The sequence below is a fragment of the Pseudoalteromonas sp. SWN29 genome, assembly GCF_015864465.1.
In the GTDB taxonomy this organism is placed as follows: Bacteria; Pseudomonadota; Gammaproteobacteria; order Enterobacterales; family Alteromonadaceae; genus Pseudoalteromonas.
Genome location: NZ_JADYXE010000029.1, coordinates 19,771 through 44,679, shown reverse-complemented (window position 1 = coordinate 44,679; position 24,909 = coordinate 19,771). Strand labels below are relative to the sequence as shown.

The following is a 24,909-nucleotide window of genomic DNA, read 5'->3' as shown; positions in this document are numbered from 1 at the left end:
AAAAGTTAATGTTTAAAAAAAACGGGGGCGAACAATCCAGTAAATAGCGCCAGTATATAAGTACTAAAAAAAGGTAATAAAATTACCGGAAAATGCTTCAGTACTAGCGCAAACAATACAATTGTTAGCATAAACTTTAATCCGTTGCCGCGTTTCAACGAGGCATACGCTTGATTTGCTCGGCTTGCACCCATATATCTGAATGCATAAAGCGCAAATACAAAGTGCGGAAGTACTGCTACAGCTCCACCAACAAGTGATGAAAGCCCTGCATTGACTCCCGAACTAAAAAAAATAATTACAGCAGCAACTAATGCTACAACACCCTGAAGGCAAATTAACTTTAATACGGCAAGTCGATATGGACTTGCTAACTTGTCAGTCACGTTTAGTTAACCTTTATTGCGTTCTAATTGTTAGGGTGTGAAAACTGGCGAAATTATACTTAATCCTGCCAGTTTTGCAACTTGAGTAGACGCTTTGTAACACGAAATAGCTACAAATGTCCCTTTTCAGACATGTAATAAATTAATGGTGGGTATTGTCGTGATTGATATGATTTAAAATGCCGTCAAGTTCATCTAAATTAGTATAAGAAATAACAAGCTTACCTTTGCCTTTTTTATTGTAGTTAATCTCAACTTTGGCACCTAGGTTTTCAGCGAGTTGTTGCTCTAACTGCTTAACATCAGGATCTTTTTCGGTTACTTCTTTAGCAGGTACAGGCTCTAAGATAGAACGTACGAGCTTTTCAATTTCTCGAACGGTTAGTGCTTTAGCAACCGCTAAACGAGCAGCATCTGACTGCGCTTCACCTTCAAGAGCTAACAGACAACGAGCATGGCCCATTTCGATATCGCCATGTTCTAACAGAATTTTTACATCGTTATTTAAATTATTTAAACGCAGTAAATTAGTTACTGTTGTACGTGATTTACCAACGGCATCGGCTACTTGCTGATGTGTTAGTTCAAATTCTATAAGTAAACGATTAAGTGCAACCGCTTCTTCCATAGCATTTAAATCTTCACGCTGAATATTTTCTATCAGTGCAATCGCAACGGCAGCTTCATCAGGTACATCTTTAATAATACAAGGCACTGTTTCAAGCTTAGCTATTTGCGCAGCGCGCCAACGACGCTCACCAGCAATAATTTCGAAGCTATTGTGTGCAATAGGGCGCACAACAATGGGTTGAATAATACCTTGTGAGCGAATAGAACTAGCAAGCTCCTCTAACGCCTCTTCAGACATGTCTTTACGAGGTTGGTATTTACCCGAGTGTAAAAACTCTATTGGGAGTTTTTGTAATTCACTATTATTAGCCGCAGCATTTTGCACAGCCTCAGAAACGTTTGATGTGTCTTGTTCCTTGCTTGGGCTTGGTGCAGGCTTTGACGAACTTAAAAGTGCATCGAGTCCTCGGCCTAAACCTCGTTTTTTAGCAGACATGTTATTTTTTTACCTCAAAGTTAGGCGACAACGGACGCTGTTTTTTCTTTTCTGCGTAACATTTCACCAGCGAGTGCTAAATATGCTTTAGCACCACTTGATGCCCGGTCATAGTACATAGCAGGAGTACCAAAACTAGGTGCCTCCGCTAAACGAACATTACGCGGGATCACCGTACGGTATACCTTATCGCCAAAATGTTGTTTTAATTGTTCTGATACATCATTTGCCAAACGGTTACGCGGGTCGTACATAGTACGAAGTATACCTTCAATTTGTAAGCTAGGATTCACTAACTTAGCAAGCTGCGTAATCGTATCCATTAATGCGGTTAACCCTTCAAGTGCATAATACTCACACTGCATTGGCACTAAAATAGAATCAGCTGCGGCCATTGCGTTAACAGTTAACATATTTAGAGAGGGCGGACAGTCGATAAAAATAAATTCGTACTGGTCCTGAATTTTTTCAAGTGCGTTACGTAAACGCACTTCACGGGCAAATAATTCCATAAGTTTAACTTCTGCAGCGGTAACATCACCGTTTGCAGCAATCATATGGTATTCACCAGACGTTTCTTTGATGATAACGTCTTCTATAGGTTTATCTTCAATAAGTAAGTCGTAAATAGTTGGCACGTCGCCATACTTATCTACGCCACTCCCCATAGTCGCATTACCTTGCGGATCGAGATCAATTAACAGCACTTTACGTTTCGTTGCAGCCATAGACGCAGCGAGGTTAACAGCGGTTGTAGTTTTACCCACTCCACCTTTTTGATTTGCTAATGCGATGACTTTTGCCACGGTGTCTCTGATCCCTAGTCTTTAGAAAGAATAATTAAATGTCGTTGTGCATCTAAATTAGGTACTTCTAATGCAATTTTTTGCTCAAACTTAACGCCTGCAGGTAGTGACTCTAGCTCTTCGCTAGGGAACACGCCTTTAAGTGCTATAAATTTACCCGAATGATCGATTAAGTGCGAACACCAGTCAACCATATCTTGTAATGAAGCAAAAGCACGACTTAGTACGCCGTCTAATTTAACACTTGGTTGATATTCTTCAACTCTTGACTGAACCGGGGTTACATTATCAAGACCAAGCTCATGTTTAACATGCATTAAAAATCGTACACGTTTACCTAAGCTATCTAATAACACAAAATGTGTATTAGGTAATGCAATTGCTAATACGATACCCGGTAATCCAGGACCCGTTCCAACATCAATATAATGATGACCGGGTAAGTGAGGCGCAACAACTAAGCTATCCATAATATGCTTAATCATCATTTCTTCAGGTAAGCGTACTGAGGTTAAGTTATAAGCCTTATTCCACTTATTCAATAACTCGACGTAACGAACTAGCTGTTGCTGTTGTTTTTCTGTTAGCGCAATATCAGTTTGCGCTAACAATGTAGTTAATTGTTGCTGTAACACTATGTACCCTTACCGTTACGCGGATTTGCGTAATAAGCCTTGCTTCTTCAGATACACTAATAATAGCGAAATCGCCGCTGGGGTGATACCAGAAATACGCGATGCTTGACCAATAGTGTCAGGACGCGACTCAATAAGCTTGGCAACTACCTCATTTGACAAACCAGATACGGTTTTATAATCAAACTCTTTTGGTAAAATTGTTTGCTCATGACGAAGCTGTTTGTTGATCTCATCTTGTTGACGCGCAATATAACCTGCGTACTTAGTATGGATCTCAACTTGTTCAAGTGCCGCTTTGTTTGTAAATTCAGATCCTAATCCTTCTATAGCCATAAGATCGTTATAACGAATCTCTGGGCGACGAAGTAATTCTTCTAAACTTGCTTCACGTGTAAGCGGTGTTTTCAGTAATGCATTTACTTGTTCTACAACGGCGTGATCTTTATGAATCCACGTATCTTTAATGCGTTGCTTCTCTTTTTCGATTACTTCCATTTTTTCGTTAAATGCCTGCCAGCGTTCGTCATTAACTAAACCTAGTTCACGGCCTTTTTCAGTTAAACGAATATCAGCATTATCTTCACGAAGTAATAAACGGTATTCGGCACGACTGGTAAACATGCGGTACGGTTCTTTTGTACCTAATGTTGCTAAGTCGTCGATTAATACACCCACGTAAGCTTCATCACGACGTGGTGTCCAAGAATCTTTGCCTTGTACTTTTAGTGCAGCATTCATCCCTGCAATTAAGCCTTGTGCACCGGCTTCTTCATAACCAGTTGTACCGTTAATTTGACCCGCAAAAAATAAACCTTCAATAAATTTAGTTTCTAAAGATTGTTTTAAATCACGTGGATCAAAGTAATCATATTCAATTGCGTAACCAGGTCGACAAATATGTGCATTTTCAAAACCTGTAATCGATTGCACAATTTCAAGTTGTACATCAAACGGTAAACTAGTCGAAATACCATTTGGGTATAATTCGTATGATGTTAAACCTTCAGGTTCAACAAATATTTGATGTTTATCTTTATCTGCAAAACGAACAATTTTATCTTCAATTGAAGGGCAGTATCGTGGACCAATACCTTCAATAACACCTGAGTACATAGGTGAGCGATGTAAGTTTTTACGAATAACATCATGTGTTTTTTCGTTTGTGTAAGTTATGTAACACGGTATCTGTTGTGGGTGATCTGATTGTTTACCCATAAACGAAAACACAGGAGTTGGTGTATCACCTGGCTGTGCTTCCATTTTTGTAAAATCAACAGTACGTGCATCAATACGTGGAGGTGTACCTGTTTTTAAACGATCAACTCTAAATGGATGTTCACGTAAGCGATCAGCTAAAGCGATTGAAGGAGGATCGCCTGCACGACCGCCTTTATAATTTTCTAAACCAATATGAATTAAGCCGCCTAAAAAAGTACCCACGGTTAAAACAACACTTGGTGCACTAAAACGTAAACCCATTTGAGTTACTACGCCAGTAACACGATCGTTTTCAACAATAAGATCATCACATGATTGTTGAAAAATCTTAAGGTTATCTTGGTTTTGTAATGTTGTTTGAATAGCCGCTTTGTACAAAGCGCGATCTGCTTGTGCTCGAGTAGCACGAACAGCAGGTCCTTTTGAAGAATTTAGTGTACGAAATTGGATCCCGCCTTTATCAATGGCCTGTGCCATTGCACCACCAAGAGCGTCGATCTCTTTTACCAAATGACCTTTGCCAATCCCACCAATTGCTGGGTTGCAAGACATTTGACCAAGGGTATCCATATTGTGAGTCAGTAGCAGGGTATTCATCCCCATACGGGCAGCTGCTAATGCGGCTTCAGTGCCAGCATGTCCACCACCTACTACGATAACGTCAAAATTTTCGTGAAAAATCATTAATGGGATCCTACTTAAATCAAACCGGTAAACTTCAAAAGGGAGCGTATTCTACCTAGAAATTGGCAGAAGATAAATGATTAAACAAAGGGCAAGATCTAAGTATGTGATCTCTAATAATATAAAGGATCTTTTAAAGAGATCTTTTATTACTATTACTACTACTGATCGAATTTTCTGTTGATAAGGTTTAGATCTTCATTTAAAACATGAAATTAGATCAGATCTAAAGGTGTTAATATGATCGGATCATCCAGCAAATAAGCTCTGATCAAAAAGGCACTTTATGCACAGGGTTGAATCAGTTGGATCTTATCCAATGGATAAGCATGCTTTAAAACGCAGTTTATTCAATCTTTATCCACAAAACCTATTAAATTATTAGTAAATTGTGGGTAACTTTATATATAACTTTTTACTTGATCTATCTATTTTATGCCTGTTTGAGCTATCCAAGAATCCAACCATGTTAATGCAGTGTCTTCTGGTAGTGCTTCATCGAGAATATTAAGCTCTAAACGTTCTGCTACTTTTATAGCGCCTTTTTGAGTTAATAAGGCATCTATATTACGTCCTGCTAGGTTATAAGTGTCATAACTAGTGTCGCCTAAAGCGATTACTGAATATTTTAATTCAGATAAATCATCTGCTTGAGTTACATCTTCAACAAAACTAATAAGATTTTCAGGGTAATCACCTGCACCATAAGTTGATGTGCAGATTAACCAAATGGTATTTTGCTGATCAATATCGCTAAATTCAGGTTGATCATGTAGTTGCGTAGTAATACCAAGGTTATTAAGCGCGTCGCTTAATTGCTCTGCAACATACTCGGCTGATCCCATTTGGCTGCCGACAATAAGATTTACTGAACTCATGAATATTAGTGATCACATTGGTTTTAATTGCCGCCTATGATAACTGAGTGAGGATAACAGTAAAGTTAAGAGTGCTTTTTTGTATAACTATTTTTGCGGTAATTTTACACTCATTCAAAATTGTGTCTTTAAGTTGTTGATAATATAGTGTTTAACAAATTATCTTTAAATGTAATCTTCTGATCAAGTTGTTGATAACAGTGGGGAAAGCTCTGCTTAAACTGCTTTTTTAGGTTGTTTTATATTCGCTAAGTTATTGATATTACTTGTCAGTAAAGAATTAAATTGTAAATATCTTAATTAAAAATACATGTTGATCATAATGTGGATATAAAGCCTGTTGATAACCTTAAATTTAGATCGAAAATAATTTTTAAAAATGATCTAATAAAGCAGATCTAATGAAATTAATTAAAAATAAGTTCATAAATAGATAAATTACAATTGATCATGAGGTTTTTGCAGCTGATTTACCTAGTTTTGGTATTTATTTGAGCTGAAAATTAGGTATTGTGGATAAGTGATCTCGGTATTTTTAATTTTATGCGAGTTTAGAGCTGCTATTTTTATTAATTTTGCTGGTGGAGTAAGCAGATCAAAAGTTTTGAATACTTAGCAGTTGAGTTATTTTATTTAAAAATCACAGTGATCATCAAATTATATGTTGTCAAAAGTAAGCTTTTTAGAGTACTAATCAGTGTTTTTTAGCTCTTTAATTGAGCGAATAGCATCATCTTTTGCGTGTATGAGGTGTGTTTTAGTGCATTTTTGTGAGCTAAAGTAAGTATAAGGAAGCTATTTATAACTACTTTTTGTATGACATATAACGCTATTAAAGCGTGCGGTTGTTTGAAAAGGCATTGGTTTTAGTCTTAATAATAGGTGTAATTTGTGCTATTAATTCCCCCAATAAGCACTCTCAGTATTGCCTACTCTATATAATCTGACCTCTCTTAGCACGTAACAAAGGTAGTTTTGGATATGATTTTATTGGCAGTAATTTGCAGGCATCAGGTGTATAAATACATATTTTACAGCAGAATATTTTACATAAAAAAAGAGCACCTAAGTGCTCTTATAATAAAAATATATCTGTAATAGGGTGTTTATTTACCAATACAAAACGAGCTAAATATTTTGCCAAGTAGGTCATCTGAGGTAAATTCGCCTGTAATTTCATTTAAATGCTGTTGTGTTAAACGCAGTTCTTCAGCGAGTATTTCACCAGCAATGTGCATTTCTAATTGTGTTTTACCCGTTTCTAAATGATACGCAGCACTTTCTAGTGCATCTAAATGACGACGGCGCGCCATAAAGCCACCTTCTGTTGCGCCTTGAAAGCCTATACACGCTTTTAAATGCTCGCGAACAAGTTCAATACCGTCAGCATTTTTAGCACTTAAGCTGATTACCGGGTATTGTTGCTCTTGCTCCATTCCGACTATGTCGCCCGATAAATCAGCTTTATTTCTGATGACCGTAACCCCCATACCTTCTGGTAATTTTGCCATAAATTCAGGCCAAATTTTGTGCGGGTCAGTATCTATAGTGTCAGTGCCATCAAGCATAAATAAAACGCGGTCGGCTTGGTTTATTTCATCCCATGCACGCTCAATACCTATTTGCTCTACTCTGTCTGGGCTTTCGCGTAGGCCTGCTGTATCTATAATATGCAGTGGCATACCATCTATATGTATATGCTCTCTTAGTACGTCGCGAGTGGTACCGGCTATTTCTGTTACGATTGCGGCTTCACGACCGGCTAGAGCGTTAAGCAGGCTTGATTTACCCGCATTAGGGCGACCTGCAATAACAACACGCATACCTTCGCGCATGATGCTGCCTTGCTTGGCTTGGTTGGTTACAGTGTTAAGCTGAGTAATAATCGCGTCTAAGTCGCCTGACACTTTACCATCGGATAAAAAATCAATTTCTTCATCAGGAAAGTCTATTGCTGCTTCTACATACATACGTAAGTGAATTACTTTTTCTACGAGTGTTTCTATGTGCTTAGAAAATTCACCTTGGAGAGACTGTAGGGCGCTTTTAGCGGCTTGCTCGCTGGTAGCATTAATTAAGTCGGCGATGGCTTCAGCTTGTGTTAAATCAAGCTTGTCGTTCATAAATGCGCGCTCAGAAAACTCACCAGGCTTTGCTAATCGAACGCCCTCTATTTTACTAATTTCTTTAAGTAACATATCCAGCACTACAGGGCCGCCATGGCCTTGTAATTCAAGTACGTCTTCACCAGTAAATGAGTTAGGGCCTGCAAAGTAAATGGCAATACCTTGATCAAGTTGCTCGCCAGCAAGGCTTTTAAATGGCACATAATCGGCGTAGCGAACTTTAGGTATTTTACCTACTACTTTTTCGGCGACACTTTTAGCAAGGCTACCTGAAACGCGAATAATACCAACACCACCACGTCCAGGTGCTGTTGCTTGTGCTGCAATTGTATCTTGATTGATCATGCTATTAATTTGCCAACGATGAGTAACTTTATGCCCGTATTGTAACCTATCGATTTATTTGTAGCGAATAGCTGTGGTGAAAAACAGGCAATAAAAAAGGCGACCGAAGTCGCCTTTATATAAGTAGGAGCTTAGTTAGCCTCTTACTTTAATTCCTTTCTTTTCCATGCCACGATAGATGATTAACATCTGGACAATAGAAATAAGGTTAGACACTAACCAGTAAAGAACTAAACCAGATGGGAACCATAAGAAGAATACAGAGAAGATAACCGGCATAAAGGTCATCATTTTTTGCTGCATTGGATCAGTAACCGTCATAGGTTGTAGCTTTTGCGTCACAAACATACTCGCACCAAATAATATTGGTAGTACGTAGTACGGGTCTTGTGCAGAAAGGTCATTTAACCAAAAAATAAATTCAGCATGGCGAAGTTCAGTAGACTCTAAGAATACGTAGAACAAGGCTAAGAAAATTGGCATTTGTAGCAAAATAGGGAAACAGCCACCCATTGGGTTAACTTTTTCTTTTTTGTACATTTCCATAGTTGCTTGGCCGAACTTTTGACGGTCATCACCAAACTTTTCTTTAAGGGCTGCCATTTTAGGCTGTAGGGCACGCATTTTAGCCATTGAAGTGTATTGCGCTTTAGTAAGTGGGTACATTAACGATTTTACGATAATAGTGATGGCAATAATTGCTACACCCCAGTTACCTAAAATGCTGTGTAGCCATTTTAGCAATACAAATAAAGGTTGCGAAATAAACCATAACCAACCGTAATCTACAGTTAGGTCTAGGTCTGGGTGAATCGCTTCAAGAATATCTGACTCTTTAGGGCCCATATAATAAGTAGCAGTTAGTGTTTGTTCACTACCAGCTTGAATATTTACAGCAGGGTCTTTAGCACCAATAATAGCGGCATTACTTTTTGTAATTAAGCTATAAATTGTATTTGATTGATCTTGCATTGGAACCCAAGCACTTACAAAGTAATGCTGAATAAAGGCAACATAACCACCTTGTGTACTCTTATTTAGGTTTTTATCAGCCATATCAGAAAAACTATACTTTTCGTAAGGTTCTTCGTCAGTACCGTATGCAGCACCTAAATAGTTTTGGTCAACCATGCTGCCTTTTTCTTGTACGGTACGCTTAATTTGCGTGTATAGCTGTACTTGAAGTGGTGTGCTTGTTGTATTGTTAACTTTGTATTCTAAACCAACATCATATTGACCTTTTTTGAATACGTACGTCTTAGTAAAGTTAACACCATTACTATCAGTAAACTGAAGTGGAACGCGAAGCTCATCACCCGTTAAGGTATATGTTTTTTGTTCGGTACTATAAGTAGGGCGACCATTAGCTGATGCATCAGGGCCATTTAAGCCAATTAAGCCACTTTGTGAAAAGTATTGTCTACCTTCAATAAGCTCACCAAGAAGCATATAAGGTGTGTCGCTACCTTTGGTATCTTCATACTGAAGAAGATCTGCTTCAACAATATCACCGCCTTTGGTGTCAATTTTAACTTTAAAAACGTCAGTAGTGATATTAATTACAGAACGTTTAGCTAAAGTTGCTGAAGCGGGTAAACCTGAATCTGACGATGAAGGGATATAATCATCCGACTCTGGTGAATTTGCTTGTAGTGTTTGTGTTGTGGCACTTGGATCGACTTTAGGCTTGTTGTAATCATTATCCCATTCTTGGAACAATAAAAACGACACTAGCATTAGGCCAATTAATAAAAACGTGCGTTGCGATTCCATAACAGCTCTTATTTCTCGTGTTGGTGGTTAATATGGGTTAATTTTTCAGGGACGGGGTCTTCTCCACCTGAATGTAAAGGATGGCATTTTAATATGCGTTTTAAAGCTAACCAACTACCTTTTACCGATCCATGCAATTTAATTGCTTGAATAGCATAACTAGAACAGGTTGGATTAAAACGACAATGCGGACCTAACAGCGGGCTAATCCACTTTTGATAACCGCGGATAAATAACACTAAACAATAAGTTGGTAAAGCAACAAGTGGTTTAAGTAACCTCATGATGTTTATGCCCCTACTTAAGTTTAGTGAGATAGATATCATGTATTTAAAGACTCAATTAGAAATTTTAAATGCATGATTAAAAGGTGAGCTAAAGATACATTAATTAACCCTGCAATTCTATTGCAATTAGGGTTGTTTGTTAGATTTAGCTGATTTGTTTGGGCGTTTCTTAAAAGGTGGCGGTTTTGGTGCACCTGGTTTACAGCGTTCGTTAATTTTTCGCCATAATTTAGTAAGTTGTTTGGTTATTTCTTCATTAGACTGCTCATCAATACCATTTTTAACCATAAGCACAATATCAATATTATCGATGCTGTGTTGATTTAAACGAAAACTTTCGCGAGCGAGACGTTTAATACGGTTTCGTTGGCATGCCTTTTTTACACGTTTTTTAGCAACAGTAAGACCTAACCGAGGTTTTTCTTGGTCATTTGGTTTAGCTAATAGAGTAAAGAAAGGAGTTGCAGCCCGAGCGGGTTCATTAAATATGCGAGAGTAATGCGAGGGAGTTAACAGACGTAACTCCCTGCCAAAGCTAAAGTCTTCCACTTATAAATTAAGCAGAAAGAACTTTGCGGCCTTTAGCGCGGCGACGTGCTAATACTTTACGGCCATTTACAGTTGCCATGCGAGCACGGAAGCCGTGTGCACGTTTGCGTTTTAAAACGCTAGGTTGAAAAGTTCTTTTCATAACAATCTCATCCGATCGGTTAAAGTTAAAACATCCTATACAGGTCGCGATCCTGGCATAGGTGCCATTGCGAGCGCGAGATATTATAGAGTAAGTAATGTAAAGTCAATCATAATTACGTTAAGGGTATATAACCCACCTACTACTATATAAGAGATCATATAAGGCGATCTGTTAGGATCATCATAAATAAGAAGTTTTCCACAGCCCCTGTATAAAAAGTGAATAAAAGCAGGGGAAAAGTAAATTGGATCGTAAATTTGGTTCGCGATCTTGGTGTTATTTTGTTATGATCTCCTCTCAGGATCTAAAATAAAAACTGTTTTAAATCAGCTTGTTAATGATTTTATACATCGATGTCAACAATTTTATAAAAATCAATCTTTTACTTGTGGATAAAGTGTCTTCATAATACGCGGTCTTGGGTCGCTTATTGGACCATTTGAACGCAATAAATGTATGATTTATAATCATTAATGATGTGCGGGAATAAAAATTATATCTCTGGGAGTTTAACTGTGTATCTGTCGGTTTGGCAAAGTTGTTTATATGTATTGCAAGATGAGCTGCCTTCGCAGCAATTCAGTATGTGGGTAAGACCGCTACAAGCAGAAAGTACCGAAGATACCTTGACGATTTATGCACCTAATCGCTTTGTGCTTGATTGGGTGAGAGAAAAGTACCTAAATAGAATTAACGAATTATTAGTAGAGATTTGTGGTGTTGAAGCACCAAAACTACGTTTTGATGTAGGTAGTAAACCTTTATTAAATGCACAAGCTGCACCGGTTATAGAAACTCAATCGGCACCAAGTGCACACGCTTCTGCAAAACAACAGCCTCGCGAGCAAAAGCCAGTTGTTGAACCTGCACCTAAGTCAGGTTACAAATCTAACATTAAAGAAAATTATACTTTTGACAGCTTTGTTGAAGGTAAATCTAACCAATTAGCAAAAGCTGCGGCCACACAAGTTGCCGACAATCCTGGCTCTGCTTTTAACCCTGTATTTATATACGGCGGTACTGGTTTAGGTAAAACTCATTTATTACATGCGGTAGGTAATGGCATTATGGCAAATAAGCCAGATGCTAAAATTGTTTACATGCATTCAGAACGCTTTGTCCAAGACATGGTAAAGGCACTACAAAATAATGCGATAGAAGAATTTAAGCGTTATTACCGCAGTGTTGATGCATTAATGATTGATGATATTCAATTTTTTGCTAACAAAGAGCGTTCACAAGAAGAGTTTTTTCATACCTTTAATGCATTGCTCGAAGGTAACCAACAAATCATTTTAACCTCTGACCGTTATCCTAAAGAGATTGAAGGCGTTGAAGATAGGCTTAAATCACGTTTTGGTTGGGGATTAACAATCGCGATAGAGCCACCAGAGCTTGAAACGCGCGTTGCTATTTTGATGAAAAAAGCCCAGCAAAGTAAGATTAACTTACCACACGAAGTTGCTTTTTTTATTGCCAAAAAATTACGCTCGAACGTACGTGAATTAGAAGGTGCACTTAACCGTGTAATTGCTAACGCTAACTTTACCGGTCGTCCAATTTCTATCGATTTTGTAAAAGAAGCGCTTCGCGATTTACTTGCCTTGCAAGATAAACTGGTTACCATAGACAATATTCAGCGCACCGTTGCTGAGTACTATCGAATTCGTATATCAGATCTGTTATCTAAGCGCCGCAGCCGCTCTATAGCGAGGCCGCGCCAAGTAGCTATGGCATTATCTAAAGAATTAACTAATCACAGCTTACCTGAGATTGGTGACGCATTTGGTGGACGCGATCATACGACCGTATTACATGCATGTCGTAAGATAAAATCACTACGTGACGAAAGCCACGAAATTAAAGAAGATTACCAAAACTTAATAAGAACATTGTCATCTTAGGGCTGACTTTATTATGCAAATAACAATATCAAGACAACAATTTTTAAAGCCATTGGTGCAAGTGTCGGGCGCAATAGAGCGCAAACACACGTTGCCAATTTTATCTAACGTTTTGTTAGTGGTAGAAAACGGACAACTTTCAATGACGGGTACTGACCTTGAAATTGAATTAGTTTCTGGCGTATTTGTAGGTGATGATATTGCCGATACAAAACTAACGTTACCCGCTAAAAAGTTACTCGATATTTGTAAAAGTCTACCAGATGGTTCGGACATTACTTTAAGCTTGCAAGAGCACCAATTACTTTTAACTAGTGGTAAAAGCCGTTTTTCATTAACGACTTTATCTGCTGATGATTTTCCAAATTTAGAAGAGTGGGATGGAGAAGTTGAATTTCAACTTACTCGTTTAGAGTTACGTAAGTTACTCGAAAGCACGCATTTTTCAATGGCCAATCAGGACGTACGTTATTACCTAAATGGTATGTCGTTTGAAGTAGATAATACCGATATAAAAACAGTAGCAACAGATGGTCACCGTTTAGCTATAGCGCAAAAGCAATTAACGCAATCGCTTAATACTCAACGCCAATTAATTATACCTCGCAAAGGTGTGCAAGAAATTATGCGTCTTATGGTCGCTGATGATGAATTGGTAACAATTCAGTTTGGTGCCAACCATATTCGTATTATCGATCTTGAGTTTACATTTACAAGTAAACTAGTTGATGGACGTTTTCCTGATTACCGTCGTGTATTACCGCGCGGTGGCGACAAAGTAATTACAGCTAACCGCGAATGGTTACGAAATGCGTTTCAACGTGTGTCTATTTTATCTAATGAAAAGTTTCGTGGTGTACGCTTAAACTTATCAAACGGCTTATTAAAAATTACGGCTAACAACCCAGAGCAAGAACAAGCTGAAGAAGTTGTTGAAGTAAGTTACGAAGGCGCAGACCTAGAAATAGGGTTTAACGTGTCTTACGTATTAGACGTACTTAACACTCTAAAAACAGAAGACGTACTATTTACATTAGCCGACTCAAATAGCAGTGCCTTAATTGAAGGCGCTGGTGATGAAGAAGCAATGTATGTTGTTATGCCTATGCGTTTATAAGATTATAAATACATAATGAGCTTAAGTCATTTGAGCCTCAAATATTTTCGTAATATTGAGGCGCTGACGTTAGAACCAGTCAACGGCGTTAATATAATTTATGGTGAAAATGGCAGCGGAAAAACCAGCCTTTTAGAGGCTATTTATTACCTTTCTCACGGCAAATCTTTTCGTACTCCAAAACACAAAAGTATTATTGCGCATCAGCAAGAGCAGTTTGTAATTCACGGACGAAAAACGATACACGACTTATCTATTCCAATTGGTATTAGTAAAACCCAAACGGGTGAAACTAATTTAAAAATTCAAGGTAAGGCGAGCCGTAAAATATCTGAGCTAGCTCAGCTTATGCCTGTACAAATTATCACACCAGAGAGTTACTCCTTATTTTTTGGTGGGCCGAAAGAGCGCAGAAAGTTTTTAGATTTAGGTTTGTTCCACGTGGAACATGAGTTCTTTTTTTTATGGCAGTCATTTAATAAAGTACTTAAACAACGCAATGCGTTGTTAAAAACTAAGCCAAAGAATTATTTTGACCAAATTAAGTTTTGGGACAAAGAATTTGTTAGACTGGCTGAAGAAATAAATAAATTAAGATTGGCGTATATAAGTAGGTTTAAGCAGCAATTTTTTGATAAAATGTGTGCAGAATTAACGCTTGTACGTGATTTAGAAATGACCTTTAACGCAGGTTGGAAAGAGACTGAATCTCTTGCAGATGCGTTAGAGCAAAACTTTGAGCGAGATGCTCGCCAAGGGTTTACAAGTAAAGGCCCTCATAAGGCTGATTTTAGTTTTAGTGTCGCTGGCAACAGTGTAGAGAATACGTTCTCACGCGGTCAATTAAAGTTACTATTGTATGCGTTAAAAGTTACGCAAAATAGCTTAATTGAGTCAGAGACAGATAAGCAATCTATATTGCTAATAGATGATCTACCTTCAGAGTTAGGCGAAGATACAAAAGAGAAAGTGGGTCAATTACTTGCTCACTGCAGTTCTCAAATTTTTATCTCTTCAATTTTGTCTGAAAGTATTTCTGCTGTGGTGGAACCCATGCAACGAGAACTACAAATGTTCCACGTGAAACATGGCAACCTAATAACAAGATAAGTGGGATTAACCATGTCTGAGAATTATGACTCGTCGAGTATTAAAGTACTTAAAGGATTAGACGCAGTAAGAAAGCGTCCTGGAATGTATATTGGGGACACCGATGATGGCACAGGCTTACACCACATGGTGTTTGAGGTCGTTGATAACTCGATCGATGAAGCCTTAGCAGGTCATTGTGATGATATTTACGTAACGATTCACTTAGACGGTTCTGTCTCAGTACGAGATAACGGTCGTGGTATCCCAACTTCTATTCATGAAGAAGAAGGCGTATCAGCAGCCGAAGTTATTATGACGGTACTTCATGCTGGTGGTAAGTTTGATGATAACTCTTATAAAGTATCAGGTGGCTTACACGGTGTTGGTGTTTCTGTTGTAAATGCACTTTCAGAAAAACTAAAACTTACAGTTCGCCGTGAAGGTAAACTTCATGAGCAGTTTTACACTATGGGTGTGCCAGATGCACCTCTAGCTGTTATTGGTGAATCGGACACGACTGGTACAGAACTACGCTTTTGGCCAAGTGGTGAAACATTCACAAACTTAGATTTTCATTACGAAATTTTAGCTAAGCGTTTACGCGAGCTTTCATTCCTAAATTCAGGTGTGAGCATCATTTTAAATGATGAACGTGAAGAAAATAAATCTGACCACTTTAAATACGAAGGCGGTATTCAAGCTTTCGTTGAATACTTAAACCGTAATAAAACACCTATACACAAAGGTGTATTCCATTTTACTCATGAGCGTGAAGAAGATGGTATTAGCGTTGAAGTATCAATGCAGTGGAATGATGCATACCAAGAAAACATTTACTGTTTTACAAATAATATTCCACAACGTGATGGTGGTACTCACTTAGCCGGTTTTAGATCAGCGCTAACACGTACACTTAATAACTACATGGAAAAAGAAGGCTTTAACAAAAAAGCTAAAACAACCAGCAATGCTACCGGTGATGATGCCCGTGAAGGCTTAACGGCTGTTGTTAGTGTTAAAGTTCCTGATCCTAAGTTCTCATCGCAAACTAAAGATAAGCTAGTTTCAAGTGAAGTTAAGTCAGCAGTTGAACAAGCAATGGCTGAAAAATTCACTGAGTTTTTATTAGAAAACCCAACTGATGCCAAAATTGTAGTAGGTAAGATTATTGATGCCTCACGTGCTCGTGAAGCGGCGCGTAAAGCCCGTGAAATGACACGTCGTAAAGGTGCAATGGACTTAGCTGGTTTACCAGGTAAGCTAGCTGATTGCCAAGAAAAAGATCCAGCCCAATCTGAACTATATATAGTGGAAGGGGACTCTGCTGGCGGATCAGCCAAGCAGGGACGTAACCGTAAAAACCAAGCTATTCTTCCACTTAAAGGTAAAATCTTAAACGTAGAAAAAGCACGTTTTGACAAAATGTTATCTTCGCAAGAAGTAGCAACACTAATTACTGCATTAGGGTGTGGTATTGGTCGTGACGAATATAATCCTGAAAAGTTACGTTATCATCGTATTATCATCATGACCGATGCGGACGTGGATGGTTCTCACATTCGTACGTTACTATTAACATTCTTCTATCGCCAAATGCCTGAAATTGTAGAACGCGGCTATATTTACATTGCTCAACCACCACTTTATAAAGTGAAAAAAGGTAAGCAAGAGCGTTATATTAAAGATGACCCTGCATTAGTTGAATACCTAACATCGCTTGCTCTTAATGGTGCAGCGTTGTATGCAAATGCAAGTACAGATGCACCAGCTCTTGAAGGTGAGGCACTAGAGTCAATAGTTCACGATTATCAAAACACAGTTAAAGTAATTGAGCGTTTAAAGCGTAAATACCCTAACACGGTAATGGAACGCTTAATTTATCAAACAGAATTGAAAACTGATGACCTTTCAGACGAAGCTAAAGTAATTGCTTGGACTAAAGTGTTGGTTGACGACCTGATTGCACGTGATGAAGATGCGACTATTTTCCATGCTGGTACAGAGCATGATGCTGAGCGTAATATGTATTACCCGGTTGTGAATATTCGTCAGCACGGTGTTGATAAAGCGCACGTACTTCATTATGACTTTATTGCGTCACGTGACTACCAACGCATTGCTGTGACTGGTACTAACATCGCAAACATCCTTAGCGAAGGTGCATATATTCAACGTGGTGAGAAAACAAAACCTGTTGATAACTTTGTGGATGCTTTGGAATGGTTGATCACAGAATCGAAGCGCGGGATCTATATTCAACGCTATAAAGGACTGGGCGAAATGAACCCAAGCCAGCTTTGGGAGACCACAATGGATCCTAGTGCTCGCCGTATGTTACAAGTAACGATCGAAGATGCTGTTGGCGCGGATCAATTATTTGCGACCTTAATGGGCGATCAAGTAGAGCCTCGTCGTGAGTTTATTGAAAATAACGCACTACGTGTAGTTAACCTAGACGTGTAAAAATATTACTTACATTGAAAAAGGAGCCTAATGGCTCCTTTTTTATTTTCTACACAAACTGCTTAAAACCTGAGTGTACACACGGTATACTAAGGGTAATTTTCACGCTACTTCTTAGATAGTAAAAAGCCAAATATGCAAAAATATGACGTAAAAACCTTTCAAGGTTTGATCCTGGCTTTACAGGATTATTGGGCACAGCAAGGCTGTGTCATTATTCAACCACTTGATATGGAAGTGGGCGCAGGGACATTTCACCCGCAAACATTTTTAAAGTCTATTGGTCCAGAGCCAATGGCGAGTGCATACGTGCAACCGTGTCGTCGTCCTACCGATGGTCGTTACGGTGAAAATCCAAATCGCTTACAACATTACTACCAATTTCAAGTAGTTTTAAAGCCATCGCCAGATAACATCCAAGAGCTTTACTTAGGCTCTTTAGCGGCTATGGGTATCGATACACTAACTCACGAAGTTCGCTTTGTAGAAGACAACTGGGAATCACCTACATTAGGTGCCTGGGGCTTAGGTTGGGAAATTTGGTTAAACGGCATGGAAGTAACGCAATTTACCTACTTCCAGCAAGTTGGCGGTATTGAATGTTCACCTGTAACAGGTGAGATTACTTACGGCCTAGAGCGTTTAGCAATGTACATTCAAGGCGTAGATAGTATTTACGACTTAGTATGGGCAGACGGTCCACTAGGGCGCGTAACCTACGGTGACGTGTTCCATCAAAATGAAGTAGAGCAGTCTACTTATAACTTTGAACACGCAAACGTAGAAGACTTATTTGCTCAGTTTGATAAATGCGAAGCAGAAAGCCAAAAGTTAATTGAAGCTAACTTACCACTACCAGCTTACGAGCAAGTAATGAAAGCATCGCATGCATTTAACTTACTAGACGCACGCCACGCTATTTCGGTAACAGAACGCCAACGTTATATTTTACGCGTACGTGCGTTATCAAAAGCGTGTGCACAAAGTTACTATGACAAACGCGAAGCGCTTGGTTTCCCGCTGTGTAAGGATAAGTAAGCATGTCAGCACAAAATTTATTAGTAGAAATTGGCACCGAAGAGTTGCCACCAAAAGCACTGCGTAAGCTAGCAGAAGCCTTTGCAGCAAACTTAACTGCAGAGCTAGAAACATTAGAATTAGCACACCAAGGCGTAAGCTGGTATGCATCGCCTCGTCGTTTAGGTTTACAAGTAAAAGCGCTTGAAGCTAAGCAACAAGACAAAGAAGTTGAAAAACGCGGTCCAGCTACTAAAGCCGCATTTGACGGTGAAGGTAATCCAACAAAAGCAGCAATGGGTTGGGCACGTGGTTGTGGTATTGAAGTAAAAGATGCACAAACACTTGAGACTGATAAAGGCGCATGGTTATTGCACATTGCTAAAGTAGCAGGGCAAGAAACCAAAACGCTAATGACGGGTGCAATTACTAAAGCGTTAGCTAAATTACCAATTCCTAAACCAATGCGTTGGGGCGCGAATAAAACACAATTTATTCGTCCTGTGCATACGGTAACTATTTTGTTTGGTGATGAGTTACTTGAAGGTGAGATCCTTGGTAAGCAAATAACTAACCAGCTCCAAGGTCATCGTTTTCATCACCCAGAAAAAATTAGCATTAACCATGCAGATGACGTTTTTGACGTGCTTAAATCGGCTTACGTTATTGCCGATTACGAGCAACGTAAAGCGCAAATTCGTGCACAAATAGAAGAGGCTGCAAAAGCAGTTAACGCTGTTGTTGCTATGGATGAAGATTTACTAGAAGAAGTAACATCACTTGTAGAGTGGCCAGTTACTTTAACGGCAACATTTGAAGAAGCATTTTTAGATGTACCAGCCGAAGCGTTAATTTACACCATGAAAGACGATCAAAAATATTTCCCGTTATTAGATCAAAACGGCAAACTTTTAAATAAGTTTTTGTTTGTATCTAACATAGAAAGTAAAGATCCAAGTGTGGTTATTTCTGGTAACGAAAAAGTAGTACGCCCACGTTTAGCTGATGCACAGTTTTTCTTTGAAACAGATAAAAAGAAAACACTAGAAAGCCGATTAGAGTCGCTTGATAGTGTATTGTTTCAAAAGCAACTTGGTACGCTTAAAGATAAGTCTGCGCGCATTAGTGAGCTTGCAGGTTATATTGCTGAGCAATTAGGTGCCGATAAAGCATTAGCAGAGCGCGCTGGTCTATTAAGTAAAACAGACTTAATGACTGAGATGGTAATGGAATTTACCGACGTGCAAGGTGTAATGGGAATGCATTATGCTCGCCATGACGGTGAAGCCGAAGATGTAGCTATAGCGCAAAACGAGCAGTACATGCCACGCTTTGCTGGCGACAACTTACCTACAAATTTAATTAGCTGCGCAGTAGCGATTGCTGATAAGTTTGACACGCTGGTGGGTATTTTTGGTATAGGCCAAGCACCAAAAGGTGACAAAGACCCATTTGCTCTTCGTCGTGCTGCTATTGGTGCTCTTCGCATCATGGTAGAAAAAGAATTACCACTTGATATTTTAGACCTAGTGGCTAAATCGCAAACATTGTTTGGCGACAAGTTAACTAACTTAAATGTATCAGCTGATGTATTTGAATTTATGCTAGGGCGCTTCCGTGCGTGGTATCAAGACGAAGGTATTGAAGTAGACGTAATTCAAGCAGTGCTTGCACGTCGTCCGACTAAACCAGTTGATTTTGATCGCCGCGTTAAAGCCGTGAGCCACTTCCGCACATTAGACGCAGCAGAAGCGCTTGCAGCCGCTAATAAGCGCGTAGGTAATATTCTGGCTAAAAATGACATTACCAGCCAAGGTAGTGTTGATGAGAGCTTGTTAAGCGACGACGCTGAAAAAGTATTAGCATCACAAGTAGCAAAATTTGCCACTGACCTTGCACCACTTTACGCAGACGGTAACTACCAAGAAGCATTAAGCCAATTGGCGGGTATTCGTGAAAGTGTTGATAACTTTTTTGACAACGTAATGGTTATGGCCGACGATGAAGCAGTTAAGCAAAATCGTCTTGCGCTATTAAGCCAGCTAAGCGGATTGTTTTTAGGTATTGCAGATATTTCTGTTTTACAAAAATAACACCGATTAGCAATTTTAAAAGCCAGCGTTTTGCTGTAATGCCGTTCACTTAAGGTGAAATCAATAAAATTAAGGGTTTCAGGCTAATTTTGATAAATAGTTCTGAAACCTTTGTTTCACCTACATTCAGTATTGTTTACAGCTAGTTTTTTTTCTTAGCTATATTTGAATAAAACATGACTAATTATTCAAAAAAGTGACTAACTGATCGGCATTAAGCGTTTTGCTGGCTTTTTAGTTTTCACTGTACGCAAAGGATACCCATTGATGATTTCTATGAAACGAATTTTAACCTTAGCAATTGCTGGTTTACTTACTGCTTGTACTAGTCAAATTTCGATTAACGATGTATTGCCACAGCAAGAGCTTGATCGCACAATTTACTTACGTGGCGACTTTACATTGTGGGATGCAGAACCTCAGTATCAGTTTGCGCCAGTTGGCCCTGCGCTTTATCAAGCAGAAGTAAAGTTTTCAAGCCCTGGTAAAGTGTACGAATTTAAAATAGCAGATGCCGATTTTAGCGAAGGTTACAACTGCGGTTACAGCGATGCACAACCTGCAGGCCAAAAACTAACACTCGGCCAGCCAGCTATCGCAGACTGTAATACTATTTATAATTACTTTAGTTACACACCAGCGATAAAAGGCACATACATAGTAAGTATTGATTACAGTGACTACGACAAGCCGCAAGTGACGATAACGAAGAAATAGAGCAAGGATAAATAGTAAGCTTAGCCTTTCATTTATAAGTTTCTAAGTGTAGTTAGTTTATTCATCTGTTAAAGTCTCTATAAAATATTAGTTCTAATTCGGAATTCGCTTTAGGTGTATATTCATACTTTGGTTAAGTTGGTAAGTTATGTCAGATTCAACTAATAATCACTTAGGTAAAGTGGTTGTTAAAGGGTTCAAATCAATAAAAAACTTTGAGCTAGAAATCAAACCGATCAATATATTGATTGGTGCGAATGGTTCAGGTAAATCAAATTTTATTTCCTTGTTTACTTTCTTGAGGCACTTATCAGAAGGTAAACTACAAAATTATGTTCAAAAACATGGATCAGCAAGTGCTTTTTTTCATTTTGGGCCAAAGAAAACTAAAGAAATAAGCATTGATATTGACGTTGGATATAATGGCTATCATGCAACATTTGGACACGGTATTAATGACGATACATTAATATTTAATACGGAATATTGTTCGATAAGAAGCTCTTCTAAAAGTTTTTCTATTCAAGGTACTAAAGGAGAAAGTGGCTTAGCACATAGCATAAAAGCTGATAGTCCCCATGTGAAGAAATATACAAAATTATATCTAAATGATTGTCGTGTTTATCACTTTCACGACACTAGTGATACTGCAGGGTTCAAACAAGCCTGTGATCTTGATGCTGTAGACTATTTATATACAGATGCAAGCAATATCGCTGCATTTTTATATTATCTAAAGCATTCAACTTTAGAAGAATATAGTAATGCATATTTAGACATAGTTGAGGCTATACAAAATATAGCACCATATTTTCATGATTTTTATTTGGAGCCACGGGGGAACGATAATTCAAAGCGCATCTTATTAAAATGGTTACATAAACAAAATGACGAACCATTTTCAGCTAATCAGTTATCAGATGGAACAATACGATTTATTTGTATGGCTACTTTATTCTTACAGCCTGAAACGCTAAGGCCAAAAACTATTATTTTAGATGAACCTGAGCTTGGGTTACACCCTGCGGCATTAGATGAGTTAGCAGAAATAGTAAAAGTAACGTCAAAGGATAATCAAGTTATCTGTTCAACGCAGTCGGTAACTTTTGCGAATAAGTTTAACCCTGATGACTTCATTGTGGTCGATCAAAATGAAGGTAAATCTGAATTTAAGAGAGTTTCTACAGATGAGTTATCAGAATGGCTAGATGATTTTTCAATGGGAGATATTTGGTCTAAAAATCTTATCGGGGGCCGTCCAGAATGGTAAGAATAGGAATTTCAGTTGAAGGGCAAACAGAAGAGATATTCGTTAAAAAAGTTTTAGCACCTTATCTAGCTCAAAAAAACTTGTTTATGACCCCAATATGTATGCAAGGTGATGTAAATATAGATAAGGTACGTAGCGAACTGAAAAAAATAGCTAATAATTTTGATTATGTAACTACTTTTTATGATTTCTATGGATTTAAAAATAAAGTAGCAGGTGAAACTAAGCTCTCATTAGAAATGCGTATTTTGAATGCTGTAGGCGAAAATATTAGAGGTCGATTGATACCTTTTGTGCAAATGTATGAGTTTGAAGGTATATTATTCTCATGCCCAAAAAGTTTTGCATTAATAATGAGACAAGCAAACCTTAAAGAGTGGGCAGATGGTTTATTACAGGAGTTTAGGGGTGATCCTGAAAAGATAAATAATTCGCCGCAGACTGCACCATCAAAAAGAATTATGTCTGTTGTTCGGTATAGAAAAACAACACATGGCCCTCGTATTGCTGAGGCTATTGGAGTAGAAGCAATACGAAATAAATGTTCGGGTTTTAATGAGTGGCTTCATAAAATAGAGAAAATTAACGATAAGTAGTCATAAAGTAATTTACAACCCTTTTTTCACCACATATCTATACGGTGCTTCTTCTGCATCTTTAGCCACCAGCGTGTGATCCATAAACGTACAAAAACTTGGAATGTCGCGAGTTGTTGACGGGTCATCAGCGGTTATTAATAACGTTTCACCATCACTCATTTTACGAATTGCAGCGCGTACCATCATTACTGGCTCTGGACAGCGTAGGCCTATGGCATCTAATTGGTGATCGGGGTTATCAAAGCTCATAATAAATTGGCCTGTTTAATTAAAGTGATTGCTGCGTCAGTGAGTGCTTAGGTATAGCAATTAATAAGTTTGGAAGTTTAACGCAATTTTAAGTGTAATTTAACTATTTTACTTAGATCTAGATCAGCATTTTATTTAATGCTTTTAGCAGCTTCAAAATGCTTTATTTAATAATACGCCCGATCACATAATTATGCTGTTACATGCTTGTTTGATAAAAGGTCGTTTTCATCTATTGCAGCTAATAAAAAAGGCGAACTGAATAAAATCAGTCCGCCTTTTTAATCACCAAGATGGTTTTACATGTTCAAACTAATTAGTCTTGAACACGTTCAAATACAGTTGCAATGCCTTGGCCTAAACCAATACACATAGTTGCTAAACCGTATCGTACATTTTTGTCTTCCATTAAGTGAATAAGCGATGTGCTAATACGCGAACCCGAACAACCCAGTGGGTGACCAAGTGCGATTGCGCCGCCATTTAAATTCACTTTTTCGTCAACAACATCCATTAACCCTAAATCTTTCATTACAGGTAATGATTGTGCTGCAAAGGCTTCGTTAAGCTCTACTACGCCTAAGTCATCAATTGTAATACCGGCTTGTGCAAGTGCTTTTTTACTTGCTGGTACTGGGCCGTAACCCATAATTGATGGATCGCAACCCGCGACTGCCATTGCTTTAATGCGAGCACGAATTGGCAAGCCAAGTTCTTTTGCTTTTTCTTCGCTCATAACTAACATTGCAGATGCGCCGTCAGAAAGTGCAGAAGACGTACCGGCTGTTACCGTACCCGATGCAGGATTAAATACAGGGCGAAGCTTTGATAGGCCTTCTACTGTTGTTTCTGGGCGAATTACTTCGTCGTCTTCAACTAAGATAAGAGAACCATCTGCTGCGTGACCTTCCATTGCTAATATTTCGCGACGGAAACGGCCTTCAACAGTTGCAGCTTGTGCACGTTGATGTGAGCGATAAGCAAATTCATCTTGTTGCTCACGGCTAATGCCATGAAGCGTTGCAAGGTATTCTGCTGTTAAGCCCATTGAGCCCGATGCTTGTGCAATCGTTGTTGCTAAGCCTGGGTGAAAGTCGTTGCCGTGAGTCATAGGTACGTGGCCCATGTGCTCAACACCACCAATTAGGTAAGTGTCGCCAGCGCCTGTCATTATTGCGCGTGCAGCGTCATGCAATGCTTGCATTGACGAGCCACATAAACGGTTAACCGTTACAGCAGGTACGCTGTGCGGAATACCGGCAAGTAATGCTGCGTTACGTGCTACGTTAAAGCCTTGCTCTAATGTTTGTTGTACACAACCCCAATAAATATCGTCAATTGATGCTGGATCAACTGCTGGGTTGCGATCAAGTAAGCCTTTCATTAAATGTGCGCTTAAGTCTTCAGCACGTTTATGTTTGAATACGCCACTTTTAGAGCGACCCATTGGTGTGCGGATACAATCTACAATTACTGGATTATTCATG

The 24,909-nt window shown here is 38.7% G+C and carries 22 protein-coding genes; 9 read left to right on the top strand and 13 right to left on the bottom strand.

Translation table 11 applies throughout. From position 1 onward, the window contains the following. Positions 1-5: 5 nt before the first annotated feature. The 11 genes from I6F53_RS12370 to rpmH form a co-directional block, all read right to left on the bottom strand. Positions 6-386 (bottom strand): ATP synthase subunit I, encoded by a 381-nt coding sequence (locus tag I6F53_RS12370; protein ID WP_165729265.1) that lies wholly within the window; start codon positions 384-386, stop codon positions 6-8. A gap of 142 nt (positions 387-528) precedes the next feature. Then, positions 529-1,452 (bottom strand): ParB/RepB/Spo0J family partition protein, encoded by a 924-nt coding sequence (locus I6F53_RS12365; protein ID WP_197239730.1) that lies wholly within the window; start codon positions 1,450-1,452, stop codon positions 529-531. Between the two features lie 20 nt (positions 1,453-1,472). After that, positions 1,473-2,258: a ParA family protein gene (locus I6F53_RS12360; protein ID WP_004335235.1), complete on the bottom strand. Its 786-nt coding sequence runs from the start codon at positions 2,256-2,258 to the stop codon at positions 1,473-1,475. Positions 2,259-2,272: 14 nt separating this feature from the next. Then, positions 2,273-2,893 (bottom strand): 16S rRNA (guanine(527)-N(7))-methyltransferase RsmG, encoded by a 621-nt coding sequence (gene rsmG, locus I6F53_RS12355; RefSeq protein ID WP_007585988.1) that lies wholly within the window; start codon positions 2,891-2,893, stop codon positions 2,273-2,275. 15 nt (positions 2,894-2,908) lie between these two features. After that, complete coding sequence (gene mnmG / locus I6F53_RS12350) at positions 2,909-4,798, bottom strand: tRNA uridine-5-carboxymethylaminomethyl(34) synthesis enzyme MnmG (protein ID WP_010555145.1); 1,890 nt, start codon at positions 4,796-4,798, stop codon at positions 2,909-2,911. Between the two features lie 428 nt (positions 4,799-5,226). Beyond that, positions 5,227-5,676 carry an FMN-binding protein MioC gene (gene mioC / locus I6F53_RS12345; protein WP_024591277.1) on the bottom strand — a complete coding sequence of 150 codons (450 nt, stop codon included), beginning with the start codon at positions 5,674-5,676 and terminating at the stop codon, positions 5,227-5,229. Between the two features lie 1,106 nt (positions 5,677-6,782). After that, on the bottom strand, positions 6,783-8,147 hold the full coding sequence (gene mnmE, locus I6F53_RS12340; protein WP_165729271.1) for a tRNA uridine-5-carboxymethylaminomethyl(34) synthesis GTPase MnmE: 1,365 nt from the start codon (positions 8,145-8,147) through the stop codon (positions 6,783-6,785). Between the two features lie 135 nt (positions 8,148-8,282). Next, complete coding sequence (yidC, locus tag I6F53_RS12335; protein ID WP_197239729.1) at positions 8,283-9,920, bottom strand: membrane protein insertase YidC; 1,638 nt, start codon at positions 9,918-9,920, stop codon at positions 8,283-8,285. 8 nt (positions 9,921-9,928) lie between these two features. Beyond that, positions 9,929-10,204 (bottom strand): membrane protein insertion efficiency factor YidD, encoded by a 276-nt coding sequence (gene yidD / locus I6F53_RS12330; RefSeq protein ID WP_197239728.1) that lies wholly within the window; start codon positions 10,202-10,204, stop codon positions 9,929-9,931. A gap of 129 nt (positions 10,205-10,333) precedes the next feature. After that, on the bottom strand, positions 10,334-10,756 hold the full coding sequence (gene rnpA / locus I6F53_RS12325) for a ribonuclease P protein component (RefSeq protein ID WP_197181273.1): 423 nt from the start codon (positions 10,754-10,756) through the stop codon (positions 10,334-10,336). 7 nt (positions 10,757-10,763) lie between these two features. Beyond that, positions 10,764-10,898 carry a 50S ribosomal protein L34 gene (rpmH, locus tag I6F53_RS12320; protein ID WP_004335215.1) on the bottom strand — a complete coding sequence of 45 codons (135 nt, stop codon included), beginning with the start codon at positions 10,896-10,898 and terminating at the stop codon, positions 10,764-10,766. A gap of 518 nt (positions 10,899-11,416) precedes the next feature. On the opposite strand from rpmH, the gene dnaA reads away from it, so the two are divergent. The 9 genes from dnaA (at position 11,417) to I6F53_RS12275 (ending at position 23,170) form a co-directional block, all read left to right on the top strand. Further along, positions 11,417-12,805: a chromosomal replication initiator protein DnaA gene (gene dnaA / locus I6F53_RS12315; protein WP_010555148.1), complete on the top strand. Its 1,389-nt coding sequence runs from the start codon at positions 11,417-11,419 to the stop codon at positions 12,803-12,805. Positions 12,806-12,818: 13 nt separating this feature from the next. Further along, positions 12,819-13,922, top strand: a complete 1,104-nt coding sequence (gene dnaN / locus I6F53_RS12310; RefSeq protein ID WP_024599960.1) for a DNA polymerase III subunit beta — start codon at positions 12,819-12,821, stop codon at positions 13,920-13,922. A gap of 15 nt (positions 13,923-13,937) precedes the next feature. Beyond that, entirely contained in the window at positions 13,938-15,032 is a 1,095-nt protein-coding gene (recF, locus tag I6F53_RS12305) for a DNA replication/repair protein RecF (RefSeq protein ID WP_008138030.1), read from the top strand. 12 nt (positions 15,033-15,044) lie between these two features. Continuing rightward, the gene (gene gyrB, locus I6F53_RS12300; RefSeq protein WP_197239727.1) at positions 15,045-17,477 is read left to right on the top strand and encodes a DNA topoisomerase (ATP-hydrolyzing) subunit B; all 2,433 of its coding nucleotides are present in this window, start codon (positions 15,045-15,047) and stop codon (positions 17,475-17,477) included. 135 nt (positions 17,478-17,612) lie between these two features. After that, positions 17,613-18,515, top strand: a complete 903-nt coding sequence (glyQ, locus tag I6F53_RS12295; RefSeq protein WP_007584197.1) for a glycine--tRNA ligase subunit alpha — start codon at positions 17,613-17,615, stop codon at positions 18,513-18,515. Positions 18,516-18,517: 2 nt separating this feature from the next. Beyond that, complete coding sequence (gene glyS, locus I6F53_RS12290; protein ID WP_197239726.1) at positions 18,518-20,587, top strand: glycine--tRNA ligase subunit beta; 2,070 nt, start codon at positions 18,518-18,520, stop codon at positions 20,585-20,587. Positions 20,588-20,854: 267 nt separating this feature from the next. Beyond that, positions 20,855-21,304 carry a hypothetical protein gene (locus tag I6F53_RS12285; RefSeq protein WP_197239725.1) on the top strand — a complete coding sequence of 150 codons (450 nt, stop codon included), beginning with the start codon at positions 20,855-20,857 and terminating at the stop codon, positions 21,302-21,304. Between the two features lie 148 nt (positions 21,305-21,452). Continuing rightward, a complete protein-coding gene (locus tag I6F53_RS12280; protein ID WP_197239724.1) occupies positions 21,453-22,574 on the top strand; it encodes an AAA family ATPase in 1,122 nt (373 codons plus the stop codon). Further along, the gene (locus tag I6F53_RS12275; protein ID WP_197239722.1) at positions 22,568-23,170 is read left to right on the top strand and encodes a DUF4276 family protein; all 603 of its coding nucleotides are present in this window, start codon (positions 22,568-22,570) and stop codon (positions 23,168-23,170) included. The genes I6F53_RS12280 and I6F53_RS12275 overlap by 7 nt, the downstream gene beginning before the upstream one ends. A gap of 12 nt (positions 23,171-23,182) precedes the next feature. On the opposite strand, the gene tusA is transcribed toward I6F53_RS12275, so the two are convergent. Both tusA and fadA read right to left on the bottom strand, forming a co-directional pair. After that, the gene (tusA, locus tag I6F53_RS12270) at positions 23,183-23,422 is read right to left on the bottom strand and encodes a sulfurtransferase TusA (protein ID WP_007377644.1); all 240 of its coding nucleotides are present in this window, start codon (positions 23,420-23,422) and stop codon (positions 23,183-23,185) included. Between the two features lie 316 nt (positions 23,423-23,738). Then, positions 23,739-24,908 carry an acetyl-CoA C-acyltransferase FadA gene (gene fadA / locus I6F53_RS12265; RefSeq protein WP_007584192.1) on the bottom strand — a complete coding sequence of 390 codons (1,170 nt, stop codon included), beginning with the start codon at positions 24,906-24,908 and terminating at the stop codon, positions 23,739-23,741. Position 24,909: the final 1 nt, after the last annotated feature.